The organism is Candidatus Leptovillus gracilis (assembly GCA_016716065.1).
In the GTDB taxonomy this organism is placed as follows: domain Bacteria; phylum Chloroflexota; class Anaerolineae; order Promineifilales; family Promineifilaceae; genus Leptovillus; species Leptovillus gracilis.
Genome location: JADJXA010000001.1, coordinates 702,399 through 718,406 on the forward strand (window position 1 = coordinate 702,399; position 16,008 = coordinate 718,406).

Genomic DNA, 16,008 nt, shown 5'->3' on the forward strand with positions numbered 1-16,008 from the left:
TACGGACTTCGGTTTACGGCAGTTGAACGATGCTTAACCAAAATTGCTCTATTTGTTTGACGATTTGGATAAATTCGTCCAGATCGGTGGGTTTGGTGATGTAACAATTGGCGTAATGGTTATAGGTGTCTTGGATGTCTTCTTCCGCTTTGGAGGTGGTCAGGATGACAATGGGGATGCTGCGGAAGTTGTTGTCGCTTTTGATTTCAGCCAGGACCTGACGGCCGTCTTTTTTCGGCAGGTTCAGGTCTAGCAAAATCATATCGGGGCGGGGGGCAGAGGCAAAACGGCCGTCCTGCTGCAAAAAGTCTATCGCTTCGGCGCCATCACGCACCACATGCAGGGTGCTGGGTACTCCGGTTTCCTTGAAGGCTTCCTGGGTCAAACGCACGTCGGCCGGATTGTCTTCAACCAATAGAATATGTATCATGCTGCGTAAACTTTTTCTGGTGGGGGTCATCGTTCTGTCCTCTCTATGCTGGCAGGGTGAAGTAGAATGTAGCGCCCTGTCCGGGCTGCGATTCGACCCAGATACGGCCGTTATGCCGTTCCACTATCTTCTTGCAAATCGCCAACCCAATCCCTGTGCCCGGATACTCTTCCAGCGTATGAAGCCGCTGGAAAATGGCAAAAATCCGCTCCGCGTACTCCAGGCTCAGGCCAATTCCATGATCCTTTACCCAAAAGAGCCACTCTTTGCCCTCTTGTCTGGCTCCCAGGTAGACTTCAGGCTCATTGCCACCAAACTTCATCGCATTGCTGATTAAATTTTGCCATAACTGATTGAGTTGTATCGCGTCGCCCATCAGCGTGGGCAGTGGTTCCTGGTGAATCACAGCGCCAGTTTCAGCAATGGTCATTTGTAGATTTGCCAATACCTGCTGCACCACCGCATTGCAATCAGTCGGCGCAAAAGACTTGCCCTGCCGCCCCAGCCGCGAATAATCCAGCAGGCCATTGATCAATCCCTTCATCCGCAGTGCCCCATCTACGATGTAATGCAAAAACAAATCCGCATCTTCATCCAGCCGACCCTTGTATCGCCTTTCCAACAACTGCACATAGCTGATGATAATCCGCAGCGGTTCCTGCAAATCGTGGGAGGCAACATAAGCAAACTGCGCCAATTCCGCGTTTTGCTCCTCCAAAACCTGGGCATGGCGTTTCACCTGTTCATACAGGCGCGCCTGTTCAATGGCAATTGCCAGCGGCGCAACTACCTCGCCCACCACCAGACTGTCCTCCTCCGAGAAACCATCGGGTACAGTTCTGGACAAATTGAGCGTGCCAATAATTTCCTCGTGGGCCACCAGCGGATAGATCAGAACCGACTGGATGTCTGATCCGGCCAAACCAGGAAATAAATCCGGATTAAACGGCAGTTCGCTCAGATTGCCAAAAAAAGGCCCCTGAGTAATCCGCTGCAGCACCATCAGGTTGTCGGTCAGACGATATTCGCCGGGGATCAACGACGCATCTTCGCCATTGGTGGCGGAATAGATCTGCACCTGGCCTGTCTGGTAATCAAAAATCGAAAAACTGGCGCGGTGATAAGGAACCATTGCTTTCAGGCGCTGCACGGCCGTGCGCGCAATGATTTCTGGTGACTGGGTCAACAAAATCGCCTGATCAATCTCGTGTAGACTCTGCAACCGTTCGGCGTAATGCCGCAGCGCCATTTCTGCCTGCTTTTGCTCCTCGAATAAATAGGCATTCTGAATCGCCGAGGCAATGTGTCCTGAAAAGACACTAAAGGTCGCTATGTCTAGCTGGTCGAAGCGATAAGAACGGTCGTCTTGCACGTCTAGCACGCCCAACACGCGCCCGCCCAAGATTAACGGCGCGGCCATCTCGCAGCGTGTGTCTGGCAGTAGGGGATTGGGCAAAAAATCGGGTTCGCGGCTGACATCATCCACTAAAATGATAAAGCCTTCACGGGCGGCGCGCGCTACCAGGCTGTGTTCTGTTTCCAGCCGGATGGCGTGCTGCTGTTCGCGCAGCCGTTTGCCCACCGGGCCAGAACCGGCGGCCATGTGCAACATGCCAACATCTTCGTCCAATAAGTAAACATGCACGTGGTAAAGCTGGAAGCGCTCTTTTAAGAGCATCACCACTTCGTTCAACAACCGATCCAGGTTGAGAATGCTGCTGAGCTGCTTAGAAACGTCTGCAGCCGTGCGCAGTTGGTTGGCAAACCGAGAAATCTGTGCGCCAGATTCTTTGTGGGTCGCCAGTTCTTCTTCCAGGCGCCGTACTGTTTGGTTTAATGCGGCAATTTTTTCGGCGGCGTTTGTTTGTCGGGGTACTGTGGGGTCTTCTAATTGGGTCATGTTGGCCTGCCTCTGTTATGTTCACCAGCCTAAGCAATCGTTTAAGAATAACTTCCTGTTTTTAGATTGGACCAATCTTGGAGATTGGTCCAATCTGGAAACTCCAAAGTTAATTGCAAACGAACCCTAAGCTGATGGGTCATCCCTCTTCTTGTCTGAACTTGCGCCATTCAGACAGCCAGGATGAGGGAACGGTGTCCGGATTTAAAGAGTTGCTAAACCGCCCCGCCACTACATTTTATCATATTCTATGCTATACTTACTCGTAGAACATGCGGTCTATTTTGTGAGGTATGCGGCATGGCAAGATTGGCAACACGCACGGCGCGGCTGCGCGAGATAGAGTCGCTGCTGCTGTTGGCGGCGGATGGGTTAACGGCCGTTGAATTGGCCGACAAACTGGAAGTAGACAGGCGCACAGTCTACCGCGACGTCGAATTTTTGTGCGAGCAGGGGACGCCGGTGTGGCAGGAAAACGGCCGTTTTGGCATCAACCGCGCCCGTTATCTGGCCAACGTCCGGCTTTCCTTCCAGGAAGCCATCGCCCTGGTGCTGGCCGGGCTGCTGCTGTCGCGCACCGTAGACGACCGTAATCCGCACGTTACGGCCGCCTTACGCAAGTTGGCTTCCACCCTGCCAGACCCCCTCGGCAGCCACCTGCAGCGGGCCGCCGACCGGGTGCAGCAGCGGGAAGATGGCAGCCAGACGGCCTTACTGGAAGCCGTCGCCGAAGGCTGGGGCAGCGGCCTGCAAGTTAAAATCGCATACCGCTCGCCACGCAGCGGCGCTTTGCGCCAGCGTATCATCTGCCCTTACGCGCTGGAGCCGACCCCCTCCGGCATCTATGTCATCGGCCACGATAGCTGGTCCGACGAAATACGTACCTTCAAACTAGACCGCCTGGAAAGCGCGGCCGTCCTGAGAAAACGGTTCATCATCCCCGCCGATTTCGACCTGGAAGCCAGGCTGGCTTCGGGCTGGCGCATCATGGCCGGGGATGAAGTCAACGAAGTCGCGCTGCGCTTTGCCGCGGAGGCCAACGCCCAGGCGCGGGAACGCCAGTGGCACCCCTCGCAAACCGTCGAAACCACGCCCGATGGTGGCTGCATTTTGCGGGTGCAGGTGGCCGAACCGCTGGAAATGAAACCCTGGATTCGCAGTTGGGGGGCGCAGGTGGAGGTGTTGGCTCCCGGCTGGCTGCGCGCCGACATCGCCGCCGAAATGCGTCAGGCGGCAGCGCAGTATCAGCCTCAGCCGACGGCTGCCCGCCCCATGTATGCCAAATAGCTCACTATTTCCTGGGCAAAGGCCCGCAGTTTTGTCCACCAGCTTATCCAGGCAATGGTGCGCGTTGGTGAACTGTACGCCTGCATGTCCAGGTCGGCGGCAATAGACATGGCCCGCTTCATGTGAAACGGCGTACTGACGATGAGAAAGCTGTCCAGCCCGTGGGCGGCGGCGACTTGTTGGGCGTTGGTCAGGTTCTCGACGGTATTGGTGGAGATGGTCTCGCGCAAAACGGCCGTTTCCGGCACACCCTGGGCCAGCGCGTAGGCGGCGGCTACGTCTGCTTCGGCCGTTTCATTGGGGCCACCCTGCCCACCGGTGAAGATGATGTACTGCACGGTTCCCGTCTGGTACAAAGCGATGGCGTGGTTGATGCGCTCGCGCAGCACCGGCGACGGCCGTTCGCCAAAAACCGCCGCCCCCAACACAATGGCCGCGTCGGCCAGCCGTGTCTCGTCCCGCTGTGCATAGGCGTACACCTGCACCCCCGCCCAGCCCACCGTTAGCCCGGATAAAGCGAGGCAGAGGAGAACGGCCGTTTTCCAGAGTCTTTGTTTCATATTACCGATAACGGATTACCGCTTACGGGTACTAGTTCCAGGCGAGTTGGCTGCGGCTGTGCCAGTATTGGGCAGGGGTTTCGACAAGGGTTTGCAGGCGCACGGCCGTCTCCTCATCCCAATTCACCTCTACAGCCCTGACATTGGCCTGCAAATGGTCAATCGCCGCCGCGCCGCTGAGGACGACGCCGGCCCAGGGTTGGGCCAGCACGGCCGCCAGGGCCAGGGCGTCCATCGTCGCCTCTTTCTCGGCGGCCATCTGGCGCAGGAGCGCTATTTTCGGCTCGCTGCTGCGGGGTGTGAGACGGCCGTTTGCCAGCGCCTCCTTCACAATGACCCCCAAACCGGCCTGGTGGGCGGCTTGCAGCGCCGCGCCGGCCGATGGTTCCAACAGGTTCCAGGTGGCCTGTACGGCGTCGAAGAGAAGACGGCCGTCATCTATTTCAATTTCTAGGGCGCGATACAGCGTTTCTGCCTGCTGTTCGCCGCTGAGGGAGAGGCCGATCTTCAAGCCGCCCGCCTTCAACCGGGCCAGTTCGGCCAGCACGGCCTGGTTTTGCAGCACGCCGCTGTCCAGCGTGGCCGAATGAATCTGGTACAGGTTCAGAAAATCGCCCAGCAAGGCGCGGCTTTCGCCGATTTGCCGCCGTAAAACGAGCAGCGAATGCTCTTTGACTTCGTGCTTGTCGGCCTCGATCTGCCAGTCGGCGGTGTAGGTATAGCCCCATTTGGAGCCAACGGTCACGTCGGCGGCGGCGATGCCGCGGCTGTGCAGCCAGGAGCCGAGAAAGGCTTCGGCACGGCCGTAAGAGCGAGCGGCGTCGAAGTAGCGCACACCGGCGGCCCAGGCGGCGTCTAACACTGTCTGGGCGTGGCGCTCCATGGCGGCCACGTCGGTGTCGCCACCCAGGTCTTGGGCATGGCCCAGGTTAATGTAGCCGGGGCGGCCCAGGGCAGCCAGCCCCAGGCCGATGGGGGAAACCAGGAGGCCGGTTTGGCCGAAGGTTTGGCGGTTCATAGGCGTCTCCTCGTGGTGGGTAACTGTTGTTGATGGGTTCTATTGTAGCAGGGGACGGCCGTCCTGTCTTTGGGCGATCATGTTTCGCAGCAATTCCAATGATGAACCTGGGTTGCACGGTGACGCACTTTTGTTACACTGCTGACGCGGCAGACAACTAGGAAAAGACCATGACATTAAACAGTGTAACCCTGGCGCAGTTCATTACGGCCCAGGACCTTCAGGCGGAGATATTGCACCTGCCGGCCGATACGCCCACCGTCGCCGCGGCGGCGGCGGTGATGGGTGTGGAACCCGACCAAATCATCAAATCGGTGTTGTTTCTGGCCGATGGCGCGCCGGTATTAGCCATTAACAACGGCACAGCGCGTATCGCCTGGAAGCGGCTGGCCGACTATTTGGGTGTGTCGCGGCGGCGGTTGAAAACGGCCGTCGCCTCCCAGGTCCTCGCTATCACCGGCTATCCGGTGGGGGCTGTGCCACCCTTTGGGCATCTTGCTCCGCTGCGAACGGTGGTGGATACGGCCGTCTACGATCAAACTATCATCTACGGCGGCGGCGGCGAAATCCACGCCCTCATGCGCCTGACGACAAGCGAACTGCGGCGCGTTGTCGGCTCTGAAACTGCCCCTTTAAGCGAATAATATAGGGTTGGTCCGGTAGTTGGCCTGACTTCTTTACTAACCAACCAACTAAGTGATCATCTAGAAATTACATGGCCCAGATTGGACCAATCTTGGAGATTGGTCCAATCTAAAAAAACAGGAAATTATTCTCAGACGATTACTAACCATTCCGATGAACCTACCCGCCCAACCAGTTGATTACAGTCGCAAATGGTTTGTGATGACGGCCGTTGCCATGAGTACCTTTTTGGCGACCATAGACGGCAGCATCATCAACGTCGCCATGCCTACCTTGGTGACAGAGCTAGACACCGTGTTTGCCCTGGCCCAATGGGTCATACTGGCTTATCTGCTGGCTCAGACCACCCTGATGCCCAGTATCGGCCGTCTGGGAGACATGATCGGCAAGAAACGGCTGTATACGGCCGGTATCGCCATCTTTACCCTCGGTTCCGTGTTGTGTGGTCTCGCGCCCACCATCTATTGGCTGATTGGGGCGCGGGTGGTGCAGGCTGTGGGGTCGGCGATGGCCTTGGGCCTGGGCATGGCGATTGTCACCGAAGCCTTTCCGCCCCAGGAGCGGGGCAAAGCGCTGGGGCTGAACGGCGCCTTTGTTTCCATTGGCGTGGTCATCGGCCCTACTCTGGGCGGTTTGATGCTCAATTCGTTGAGCTGGCACTGGATTTTCTTCGTCAACCTGCCGGTTGGCCTGTTGGGGCTGGTATTGGCCTGGCGCTATGTGCCCGATTTACGGCCGTCTGGCCGGGCACAGTTCGATTTTGCCGGGGCGGTGACTTTGTTTATCAGCCTATTGTCTGTGTTGTTGGCCTTGACGATGGGGCAGCAGGTTGGGTTTAGCGATGGGCGCATTTTGGCTTTGCTGGCCGCCGGCGGCCTCTTCCTGGCGCTGTTTGTATGGCTGGAAATGCGCCATCCCCAGCCGATGATCAATTTGCGCCTGTTTCGTCAGGGCATGTTCAGTCTCAGCCTGCTCACCGGGACGATGGTCTTCCTGACCATTGCCGGGACCACCTTGCTGCTGCCCTTTTACCTGCAAAATATGCGCGGCTTCGATACGCGCCAGGTGGGGCTGATGATGGCTTTTATCCCTGTGTTTCTGGGCGTGGCCGCGCCGCTGTCTGGCGCAGCCTCCGACCGCTACGGCACACGGATCATCGCCAGCGCCGGATTGCTTATCCTGGCGGCCGGATTGTGGGTGATGCGCGGGTTTGATGCGCAAACGGCCGTCATCGGTTTTGCCCTCGGCGTCATGCCCATTGGTCTGGGTATTGGCGTCTTCCAATCGCCCAACAACAGCGCCGTCATGGGGTCGGTCCCGCCCGAACACCTGGGCGTGGCCTCCGGTCTGTTGGGCCTCAGCCGCACCCTGGGGCAGACGACAGGCATTGCCCTGTTTGGCGCGTTTTGGGCCGCCCGTACCGCCGCTTATGCTGGGGGGCCACTGCCCGGCGGCGCTACCATCGCCCCCATTCCGGCGCAAATCGCCGGCCTGAGCGATACGTTTATGGCAATGCTGCTGCTGGTGCTGGTGGCTCTATCGCTCAGCCTGTGGGCTATTAGCCAGACGCGGCGCACGCACAAAAAAGCTGCCGCCTGAGGGGAACCATGCGACCATTGGAACTTGTCATCCTGGCCGGTCATTTATTGACGGTTGGCTGGCTTTATGCCAATCCACACGCGGATGCGACGGCCGAACGGGTTGTGGCCCTGCTCGTGCCGCTGCTCGTCATTGTCCATATGCTGTTGGAACGGCCGCGCTGGCAGATGGCCCCGGCTTATTTGCAATCGGTGGTGGTGCTGACGGCCGTTTCTGCCGGTAGATGGTCGGTGTTTGCCTTGAACGGTTGGGCTGTTTTGGCCGGCGTTTTGCTCTATCTGGCGGCGGTGGCTTTGCCCTATGTTCTGGCTGTGCCCAACCTGCCCAAACCAACCGGCCGCTACGCCATCGGCACACGCACCGTCTACCTGGTGGACAGGACACGGCCGGACATCTTTGGCGAAACAGGTGACGAACCGCGTGAATTAATGGTCCAGGTGTGGTATCCAGCGGAGCGAACGGCCGGCGCCAGACGCGCTCCGTTCATCGCCGATTTTAAGATTGGCGGTCCGGCCATCGCCCGCCGTTTTGGGTTTCCGCCCTTTATTTTGCGCCACGTGGACCTGGCCAAGACGCACGGCTATTTGGATTTGCCGGTCGCCGCCGCTGGCACGCCGTTTCCGGTGCTGACCTTTTCGCATGGCTATCTGGGGCTGCATTCGCAAAACACCTGGCAGATGGAGGAGTTAGCCAGCCACGGTTATGTGGTGGTGGCCCCCAACCACACACATGGGGCGATCTGCACGGTGTTTCCCGACGGCCGTGTGGTCTTTGGCATGACCGCACCGCCAGATGATATGCCGTTGGAGCAGGCAGGGCGGCGGGGCATTCAGCAGTGGGCGGAGGACGTGGCTTTTGTGCTGGACCAGATGGTCTGTTGGCAGGCGGACCCGGCGCATCTCTTTTACGGCCGTTTGGATTTTGCCCGTGTTGGCAGTTTGGGGCATTCGATGGGCGGGGGCACGGCGGTGCAGTTTGCCGCCAATGACCGGCGCTGCCGGGCGCTGCTGTTGTTGGACCCCTGGTTACGGCCGTTGGACGACTCTATCATCCACCAGGGATTTGCTTTCCCAGTTTTGTCGCTGATGAGCGAAGGGGAATTTGGCAAAAGCAACGGGCTGTTGGCCGACAGGCTGGCCGCCGCCAGCCGCCCGCCGGGCATGGTGGCGACCATCACCGGCAGCGGCCATTACGATTACAGCGATTTGCCGCTGCTGTCGCCGGTGACACGCATGTTTGGCGCCAAGGGGCCGATTAACGGCCGTCGCGCCGCACGCATCATCAATGAGTATACATTGGCCTTTTTTGAGGCGGCATTAAAGGAACGGCCGTCATCGCTGCTGGCTGGCGAAGCGCGCTACCCGGAGGTCCGGTGGCGCCCGGGAATGGACTCGCTTTAGTTGCCTATGGTTGGGCGGTTGCGAAAGTTGAAGAAGCGGTCAATTCGCCGGCGTAACTGTTCCGAGAGCGGGCGGGTGTCGGGCAGGTCCGGTGTGGTGTACTGGTCTAAGAATTGGCGCACGGCCGTTTCCCCCGCGTCCAACAGTTTCTGATACGTTTCATTGTTCGGGTCGGGCCGCAAGTTGAAATCAATCGTCGAGACGCAGCAGTTGCTGACGTTAATGGTACGCTGGCGATCCATGGGCCGCTGTTCATAGGCGGTGGTCTGCGCTTCCATCCATGTCTCGAACAGGTTGCTCAGGTAGAAGGCCAGATTGGAGACGGGGCGGCGGCCAGAGTCGGGGCAGTCAGATGGCGTGTAGAGGCGGCAGCCCAACGTTTCCCAGTTCACACTGTGTTCATTTAAGCGATGATTGGCGTTGTACTGGGGCGCATCAAACAGGTGAATCGGGTAATTGGCGAGGATACCGCCATCGCCGTAGAAATCCCCCTGGCCGAGGGTGCGCCCATCAAATTGGGGCGCGGCGAAAAAGAGGGGCATGGATTGGGAGATGAGGAGGGCGTCGGCGACGGCCGTATTCGGGGTGGTATCGGCGGAAAAAATTTCTAAGCGGTGCTGCGAAACATTGGTAGCAACGACGTGCAGGTCACGGAAACCCCTGGCCCGAAAGTCGGCAAAGGTGGCCTGGCCGTAGCCGATTTGGGCGGAGATGGTTTCCAGCATCCAGTTATGGGCGTAATCGGTGTCGTACCAGCCATAATGGCGCAGCAGCCGGTTGAAGCCATCCACGTTGTGGGCCAGTTCTTTGCCCAGGTTGGCGTTGAGGAGACGAGAGGGCATACGCACGGCCGTTTTGAGTCCTGGTATTTTGCTGTAGTCCAGCGTGCGGAAAATGGCGATACTCTCAGCCGCGCTGAGGCGAAAGCTGAGAATGGCCGCCAGCAGCGCCCCGGCCGAAGTTCCGCCGACGCGCTCGATTTGCGGCAGAATGCCCACTTCTTCTAACACGGGGATGACGCCCAGATAGGCCAGGTACTTCATGCCGCCGCCTTGAAAGACCAGGTTTTTGAATGGATAGTGGGTCATAGCTGTGCGCCTTACTCCGTAATTCGTAATCAGTAATCCGTAATCCGAACACGGAATACGGAACACGGAACACGTCACCCATGGGACAAAACCAGTTTACCACTGACATCGCCGTCTTGCAGACGCTTGAGGGCGGCTGGCCCATCGGCCAGGGGGTAGGTGGCGTGGATGATGGGGCGGAGACGGCCGTTAAACACCAACGCCATGACTTCTTCATAGTCGCTGCTTGTTCCCATGGTACTGCCGATGATGCGCAACTGCTTGCCAAAAATCAGCCGATTGTCAATCTCGAATTGAGGGCCGCTGGTATTGCCGACGGTTAGTAAACGGCCGCCGCGCTTCAGCGCGCGCAGCGAGGCGGCATAAGTGGCCGCGCCGACATTGTCTACCACCACGTCTACCCCCTGGCGCTGCGTGGCCTTGAACAATGCCCGGCCCCAATCTTCAGCCTGCCGGTTGATAGTGACATCTGCGCCCAATGCCCGCGCCTGGGCCAGCTTTTCCTCTGAAGAGCCGATTACGTAGATTGGCCCCGCCCCGGCTAATTTGGCGATCTGGATGGCCGCTGTGTTGACGCCGCCGCCCGCGCCGACAATCAACACCGATTCACCAGCCTGTAAACGGCCGGCCTTGATGAGCGAATGCCAGGCGGTGACAAACACCAGCGAAGCGGCGGCGGCGGTAGCAAAAGAGATGTGGTCGGGAAGTTTGAGGAGGTTGTGGGCGGGCACGGCCGTATAATCGGCAAAAAAGCCATCCACGTGTTCGCCCAGGATGGCAAACTGCTGGCACATATTGTCCTGGCCGCGGCGGCAGTAAGCGCAGCGGCCACAAAACAGCGTCGGATTCACCGCCACCCGGTCGCCAGGGGTAAACCCGGCCACATTGGCTCCCACCTGGGCGATGACGCCCGCGCCATCGCTGCCCATGACGTGCGGCAGTTTTAGATTGAGTCCCGGCCAGCCGGCCAGCACCCACAAATCCAGCCGGTTCAGCGCCGCCGCTTTCACTTGCAGCAGCACCTCATCCGGCCCAAGCTGTGGCTCGGCCACGTCTGTATAGCTCACTTTTTCCAGCGTCCCATGTTCATGAAAAACGACAGCTTTCACAATTCCTCCCGAAAAAATGGGAGCAGCGGACGTCCCGGCCGCTAGGACAGGCGGGACGCCTGCGCTCCCCGGTGTTTACTCTTCATCCCAGACTTCTTCCAGGTTGTCTTTGTAAAATTCAAAGACGTCGGCGTAGGCCAGGATGTCTTCGTTGGTGGTGGTTTGCAGCAGCACATCCAGCAGGGTGCGCATGGCGGCTTCTTTCTGGTCGTTGCTGTAGTAAGCCAGGGCCAGGAAGACGTGGCCGCTTTTATTGTCTGGGAATTGGGCGACGGCCGTTTCCAACACCGCCACCGCCTCGGCAAACTCGCCAATCACCCGATGGCAGCTTCCCAGGCAAATCAGGCACTCCTGCAAATCGTCACCGCTGAGGCCCTCTTCCACGGCATCTTCGTAATACGGGATGGCGTCCCGTTCCTGGCCCATCACGTCGTAAGAGCCGCCCACTTCATACAACACCACCGGGTCTTCCGGGAACTCGTCCATCAAGGCCAGCAATATGGCCTGCGATGCTTCCAATTGATCCTGTTCGCGCAGTTCTCGCGCCTGGGCAATACGTTTGTCTTTTGTCTCCACGTTGGTCTCCTCTGAAAATAATTAACGCAAAGACGCAGAGGCGCAGAGATAAATCTGCGTAATCTGCGTAATCTGTTGATTGTCATTCATCGTTTCGCGCATACGGCTTCCTCAGAATCATAGGCATCCATCGCCAAATCCGCAACTTCTTTTGGCTTGCCGCCTGGCTCAGGATTTGGTATTGTCTGGTTATAGTTTATTGTTGGCAGCGAGGCAATTCCTGATGGCATTAAAACCGGTTCGACAACATGTTCATGGGCGGCTGATTCAGGCCAACGGCCGTACCGCCCTCATACTCTTAGATGCCCAACCAGCGGCGAAAACGGCCGATTCCCTTTATCTGCGCTTCGCCCTGGTGGTCAGAGGGCCAGAAGACCACGTGCTGCCCGGTTTGCTGCTGGACGATTGGGGCCACGAGATTCGCGGCCTGGAGATTTACCAATTTATCCGCGATCACGGCGATTCTTTCCCGCGAGCCGAGGTTTTTGGCTTTGATATGGATGGCAGCGAGACGCAGCTCTTCTTGCGCAGCCTGGAGCTGCACGTCCGTTGGCCTTGTTATGTCTATACTTCGACCGATGTGCCGCTGGTGGAAGGCTTGCGCCTACACGCCATTTTGCTGCCGACCGCAGGGGTAGCTGCGCCGCAAGCCATCAAAAAACCGGACCAAGCAGCCATCGAACGGCCGTTACGCGGCGCACAGGTAAGCTGGTGGCAGGTTCCGCCGGATGCCGCTGCCTTTGATTTTGCCCTATTGGAGCGTGGCTGATGACCCGGATCAGCATGGTCGGCCGTTTTCTGCTGCTGGCATGGGGGGCGCTGTTGTGGACGGCCGTCGTCCTTCCCGGCCAGTCGGCTGCCGCCCAAGAAACAAGCCCACAATCGGCCATCTCCACCATCTGGGGGCCGGGCATTCAACAGTGGGCGTTCCACATCGGCGTCTTGTCTCAGGCGCATGGTCTGGACCCCGATTTTATCGCCGCCGTCATCAATGAAGAATCAGACGGCAACCATCAGGTGATCAGCCAGAAAGGGGCGGTGGGGCTGATGGGCGTGATGCCCACCGGGCCGGGCATGGAATGGCGACCTTCCTCTGACGACCTGTCGAACCCGGCCATTAACCTGCGCTGGGGCGTGGCGATTTTGGCGGATGTGGTGCGCCAGGCCGGCGGCGATTTGTACGCGGCGCTGGCCGCCTACAGCGGCGGTTGGGCCAATGTGAACAATGGCGTGCCGCGCAGTTATGCGGTAAGCGTGTTGGATAGTTACGGCCGTGCGGTGGCCGCCCGCAGCGGCATCGCACCGGCCATCGCCAGCCAATGGACGGTTGCCATTAAAATCCCTTATGGCAATGTGCCCAACGCACCGCTGCTGGTGTTGGGCGATCAGCCAATTTCTGGCCTGTATACCTTTGGCGAACATATGGTGTTCGATTACGTAGACAGCGCTGGACGCGCTTACTATGTGGTGGGGTATGCCGTGCCGGTGGCTCTGGTATCGCCGGTTGAAAATAATACGGCCGTGTATGGCGACAGTGAAAACGTGGATGCCCATCTGCGCGTCCGCCTGGGCGACAATGACGCCGTTAAGACCCCATCCAGCAACCCACAAGTGCTGCTGGCCTGCCTGCCCAGCCTAGACCGCCTGCGCGGCCACGCCAGCACCCGCTGGTTTGCCCCCACAGACTGCCCGGACGGAAATAGGTAGCTGTCCACCAACTACCAACTATTAACTACCAACTATCCACAATGCCAACACCATTTATGCACCTACACCTGGCGGAACAGATCCGTTCCGCCGCCGAGACGCGCTTTGGGCGAGACGGCCGTCTCGCCACACTTCTGGCGCAATCCTGGCCGGCCTTCTACCTGGGCAGCGTGGCCGCCGACTGCCAGGATTTGGCCGGTATCCCGCGCACGGCCACCCATTTTTACAACGTCCCACCGGAGCCAGACAACCAGGCCTACCCACGCATGTTGGCCGCCTACCCAGAACTGACCGACCTGGCCCATATGCCGCCCGACCAGGCGGTTTTTGTCGCCGCCTACAGCTTTCATCTGATTGTGGACCTGGTGTGGTTCCGCGAGATTTTGCTGCCCTATTTTGTCCATGCCATCAATTGGCGCGCCGGCCATGAGCAGCGCCATCTGGTCCACAACATTGTGCTGACCTACCTGGACAAACAGGCGTATGAGGCTTTACCGCCAACGGCCGTCGCTACTCTGGCCGCCGCTACACCTGACCATTGGCTGCCTTTTGTTAATGATGAGGCGTTGGTGGCCTGGCAAAATCTGCTCGTGGCCCAATTGCAGCCCGGCGCTATGCCGCAGACGGTTAACATTTATGCCCGTCGCCTGCACATGTCACCGGTGGAGTTTGCCAACAGCCTACAAGACCCCACCTGGATGGCCGACCACGTGTTCAACGTTGTGCCCATCGCCGAAATACAGGCGCGGTTAGACACGGCCGTACTCACCGGTCTGGATATGCTGGCCCATTACCTGAACGGGATGGATACCCCCTGACTACTATCCGTAGGCCGAAGTCCGTACCCTGTTATCCGATGACATTTTCCAGAGGCAGCACCCTACGGATTACCGCTTACGGGTACTACGTCGCTTCCGGCTAAGGAATAACCCATGAACAACATTGTCCCAGCCCCGGTCAGACAAACGGTGCAAATCCAGCTCCCTGATGGCCGCGCCTTTAACGGCCCCATCGGCACAACCGTCGAGCAGTTTTTGCTGGCAGCCATGTCCGAAGCTGTGCTGCAAAACCATATCGTGGGCGTGTTGTGCGATGGCCACCTGCGCGAATTGGCTCATCCATTACACGCCGATGCCCATCTGACACTGCTGACCACCGGCGACCCGGACGGCGCGCGCATTTATCGCCGTTCGCTCAGCTTTTTGATGATTGCCGCTGCCGCCGAAGTGTTTCCTGACCAGGTAATTACCGTGCAGCACTCCATGCCCTTTGGCGGTTATCACTGTGAACGGGATGATAACGGCCGTGTGACCACCGCCGAACTCAACCGCTTACGCCAGCGGATGCGCGAGTTGGTGGCTGCCGATTTGCCCATCACCCGCGTGGTCGTGCCTCTCAACGAGGCGCTGCAAATCTTCCGCGCCAGCGGCGATTTGGAGAAGGCAGACTTGTTTGCCCGGCGGCGTAAGGATTACCTGACGCTGTATGAACTCAATGGCGTGCGTGATTATTTTCATGGTTTTATGGTTCCCCGAACCAGTTATCTAGATTTGTTTGAGCTGCACCCCTACAACGACGGCTTTATTTTACAATTTCCCCGGCGACACGACCCGGCTCACCTCCAACCGTTTGAGGATGAACCGCGTCTGGCGCAGGTTTTTCAGGACTATGCTGATTGGTTGAGCATCGTCGGTGTGCCCAGTGTGTCGTCGTTGAACAATGCGCTGCGAAACGGCCGTACTCAGGAAGTCGTTCTCGTCGCCGAAGCGTTCCACCAGCGCCAGCTTTCGGCCATCGCCGCCGCCATCGCCGACCGCCGCCCGGCGGTCAAACTGGTAATGATCTCCGGCCCCACCTCTTCCGGCAAAACGACTTTTAGCAAGCGGCTGGCGGTGCAGCTTTTGGCCCAGGGTATCTACCCTGTCACCATTGGCATGGACGATTATTTTGTCAATCGGGAGGACACCCCCCGCGACGTCAAAGGGGATTACGATTTTGAGTCGTTGGCAGCGGTGGATATTGGTCTGTTTCAGCAGCAGTTGCGTCAACTGCTGGCCGGAGAAACCATCATTCAGCCCGTTTACAACTTCTTCACCGGTCAGCGGGAATGGGGGGACGAACTGCGCATTAGGCCAGACCACGTGATCCTGATTGAAGGCATTCACGGGCTAAATCCTAAATTGGTGGAAGGCATTGCGCCCGAGGCGATGTATCGCATCTTCATTTCGGCGCTGACGCAGCTCAATCTGGACAAACACAACCGCGTGCCGACTACCGATACACGCCTGCTGCGGCGCATCGTGCGTGACGCCGCCCGGCGCGGTTACACCGCCACCGACACCATCAGCCGCTGGAACAGCGTGCGCCGCGGCGAACGGATGTACATTTTCCCCCACCAAAATAACGCCGATGTGTTTTTTAATTCTGCTTTGGTCTATGAATTGTCGGTGTTGAAGACGCTGGCCCAGCCCCTGCTGCTGCAAGTGGAAGCCGGTACGCCGGAGCGGATTGAGGCCAATCGGCTGCTGGCGTTTTTGCAATGGTTCGAGCCAGTTCCTGGCGACGCCCTCAGTTTCATCGCCAGCGACTCCATCCTGCGCGAATTTATCGGCGGTTCGATTTTGGACGATTTTGAACTGTGGCAGCGATAGAGGGATTTCGTAAGCCGTATTCCGAATTACGGAATACG

General features: G+C 58.5%; 15 protein-coding genes. 8 read left to right on the top strand and 7 right to left on the bottom strand.

What is annotated here, in order from left to right; translation table 11 throughout:
* Nucleotides 1-13 precede the first annotated feature (13 nt).
* Together IPM39_02920 and IPM39_02925 are read right to left on the bottom strand one after the other, a co-directional pair.
* Nucleotides 14-460 carry a response regulator gene (locus IPM39_02920; protein MBK8985023.1) on the bottom strand — a complete coding sequence of 149 codons (447 nt, stop codon included), beginning with the start codon at nucleotides 458-460 and terminating at the stop codon, nucleotides 14-16.
* Between the two features lie 13 nt (nucleotides 461-473).
* Nucleotides 474-2,330 carry a GAF domain-containing protein gene (locus tag IPM39_02925; GenBank protein MBK8985024.1) on the bottom strand — a complete coding sequence of 619 codons (1,857 nt, stop codon included), beginning with the start codon at nucleotides 2,328-2,330 and terminating at the stop codon, nucleotides 474-476.
* Nucleotides 2,331-2,630: 300 nt separating this feature from the next.
* Between IPM39_02925 and IPM39_02930 the strand changes: the two genes are divergently transcribed.
* Nucleotides 2,631-3,617, top strand: coding sequence for a transcriptional regulator (locus tag IPM39_02930; GenBank protein ID MBK8985025.1), 987 nt, complete (start codon nucleotides 2,631-2,633; stop codon nucleotides 3,615-3,617).
* Here IPM39_02930 and IPM39_02935 read toward each other — a convergent pair.
* A complete protein-coding gene (locus IPM39_02935) occupies nucleotides 3,581-4,177 on the bottom strand; it encodes a YdcF family protein (GenBank protein MBK8985026.1) in 597 nt (198 codons plus the stop codon). The genes IPM39_02930 and IPM39_02935 overlap by 37 nt on opposite strands.
* A gap of 31 nt (nucleotides 4,178-4,208) precedes the next feature.
* A complete protein-coding gene (locus IPM39_02940) occupies nucleotides 4,209-5,195 on the bottom strand; it encodes an aldo/keto reductase (GenBank protein ID MBK8985027.1) in 987 nt (328 codons plus the stop codon).
* Nucleotides 5,196-5,365: 170 nt separating this feature from the next.
* Here IPM39_02940 and IPM39_02945 point away from each other — a divergent pair, with 170 nt between their 5' ends.
* From IPM39_02945 to IPM39_02955, 3 genes are all read left to right on the top strand, one after another.
* Complete coding sequence (locus tag IPM39_02945; GenBank protein MBK8985028.1) at nucleotides 5,366-5,839, top strand: YbaK/EbsC family protein; 474 nt, start codon at nucleotides 5,366-5,368, stop codon at nucleotides 5,837-5,839.
* A gap of 154 nt (nucleotides 5,840-5,993) precedes the next feature.
* Nucleotides 5,994-7,439, top strand: coding sequence for a DHA2 family efflux MFS transporter permease subunit (locus IPM39_02950; GenBank protein MBK8985029.1), 1,446 nt, complete (start codon nucleotides 5,994-5,996; stop codon nucleotides 7,437-7,439).
* Between the two features lie 8 nt (nucleotides 7,440-7,447).
* On the top strand, nucleotides 7,448-8,839 hold the full coding sequence (locus IPM39_02955; protein MBK8985030.1) for a dienelactone hydrolase family protein: 1,392 nt from the start codon (nucleotides 7,448-7,450) through the stop codon (nucleotides 8,837-8,839).
* Here IPM39_02955 and IPM39_02960 read toward each other — a convergent pair.
* From IPM39_02960 to IPM39_02970, 3 genes are all read right to left on the bottom strand, one after another.
* Nucleotides 8,836-9,927, bottom strand: a complete 1,092-nt coding sequence (locus IPM39_02960; GenBank protein MBK8985031.1) for a patatin-like phospholipase family protein — start codon at nucleotides 9,925-9,927, stop codon at nucleotides 8,836-8,838. The two genes, IPM39_02955 and IPM39_02960, sit on opposite strands and share 4 nt — an antisense overlap.
* A 74-nt stretch (nucleotides 9,928-10,001) precedes the next feature.
* Nucleotides 10,002-11,036, bottom strand: coding sequence for a zinc-binding dehydrogenase (locus IPM39_02965; GenBank protein ID MBK8985032.1), 1,035 nt, complete (start codon nucleotides 11,034-11,036; stop codon nucleotides 10,002-10,004).
* Nucleotides 11,037-11,111: 75 nt separating this feature from the next.
* Nucleotides 11,112-11,612: a tetratricopeptide repeat protein gene (locus IPM39_02970; protein ID MBK8985033.1), complete on the bottom strand. Its 501-nt coding sequence runs from the start codon at nucleotides 11,610-11,612 to the stop codon at nucleotides 11,112-11,114.
* Nucleotides 11,613-11,835: 223 nt separating this feature from the next.
* Here IPM39_02970 and IPM39_02975 point away from each other — a divergent pair, with 223 nt between their 5' ends.
* The 4 genes from IPM39_02975 to IPM39_02990 all read left to right on the top strand — a co-directional run bounded on the left by IPM39_02975 (nucleotide 11,836) and on the right by IPM39_02990 (nucleotide 15,970).
* Nucleotides 11,836-12,381 carry a hypothetical protein gene (locus tag IPM39_02975; protein ID MBK8985034.1) on the top strand — a complete coding sequence of 182 codons (546 nt, stop codon included), beginning with the start codon at nucleotides 11,836-11,838 and terminating at the stop codon, nucleotides 12,379-12,381.
* On the top strand, nucleotides 12,381-13,319 hold the full coding sequence (locus IPM39_02980; protein ID MBK8985035.1) for a transglycosylase SLT domain-containing protein: 939 nt from the start codon (nucleotides 12,381-12,383) through the stop codon (nucleotides 13,317-13,319). Before IPM39_02975 ends, IPM39_02980 begins: the two co-directional genes overlap by 1 nt.
* A gap of 41 nt (nucleotides 13,320-13,360) precedes the next feature.
* On the top strand, nucleotides 13,361-14,137 hold the full coding sequence (locus IPM39_02985; GenBank protein ID MBK8985036.1) for a hypothetical protein: 777 nt from the start codon (nucleotides 13,361-13,363) through the stop codon (nucleotides 14,135-14,137).
* Nucleotides 14,138-14,251: 114 nt separating this feature from the next.
* A complete protein-coding gene (locus IPM39_02990; protein MBK8985037.1) occupies nucleotides 14,252-15,970 on the top strand; it encodes a nucleoside kinase in 1,719 nt (572 codons plus the stop codon).
* Nucleotides 15,971-16,008: the final 38 nt, after the last annotated feature.

Bases quoted from the DNA above. Each gene is read 5' to 3' on its own strand.
- IPM39_02955 (MBK8985030.1), top strand. From the start codon at position 7,448: ATGCGACCATTGGAACTTGTCATCCTGGCCGGTCATTTATTGACGGTT.
- IPM39_02950 (MBK8985029.1), top strand. From the start codon at position 5,994: ATGAACCTACCCGCCCAACCAGTTGATTACAGTCGCAAATGGTTTGTG.
- IPM39_02930 (MBK8985025.1), top strand. From the start codon at position 2,631: ATGGCAAGATTGGCAACACGCACGGCGCGGCTGCGCGAGATAGAGTCG.
- IPM39_02925 (MBK8985024.1), bottom strand. From the start codon at position 2,330: ATGACCCAATTAGAAGACCCCACAGTACCCCGACAAACAAACGCCGCC.
- IPM39_02980 (MBK8985035.1), top strand. From the start codon at position 12,381: ATGACCCGGATCAGCATGGTCGGCCGTTTTCTGCTGCTGGCATGGGGG.
- IPM39_02960 (MBK8985031.1), bottom strand. From the start codon at position 9,927: ATGACCCACTATCCATTCAAAAACCTGGTCTTTCAAGGCGGCGGCATG.
- IPM39_02985 (MBK8985036.1), top strand. From the start codon at position 13,361: ATGCCAACACCATTTATGCACCTACACCTGGCGGAACAGATCCGTTCC.
- IPM39_02935 (MBK8985026.1), bottom strand. From the start codon at position 4,177: ATGAAACAAAGACTCTGGAAAACGGCCGTTCTCCTCTGCCTCGCTTTA.
- IPM39_02990 (MBK8985037.1), top strand. From the start codon at position 14,252: ATGAACAACATTGTCCCAGCCCCGGTCAGACAAACGGTGCAAATCCAG.
- IPM39_02920 (MBK8985023.1), bottom strand. From the start codon at position 460: ATGACCCCCACCAGAAAAAGTTTACGCAGCATGATACATATTCTATTG.
- IPM39_02975 (MBK8985034.1), top strand. From the start codon at position 11,836: ATGGCATTAAAACCGGTTCGACAACATGTTCATGGGCGGCTGATTCAG.
- IPM39_02940 (MBK8985027.1), bottom strand. From the start codon at position 5,195: ATGAACCGCCAAACCTTCGGCCAAACCGGCCTCCTGGTTTCCCCCATC.
- IPM39_02945 (MBK8985028.1), top strand. From the start codon at position 5,366: ATGACATTAAACAGTGTAACCCTGGCGCAGTTCATTACGGCCCAGGAC.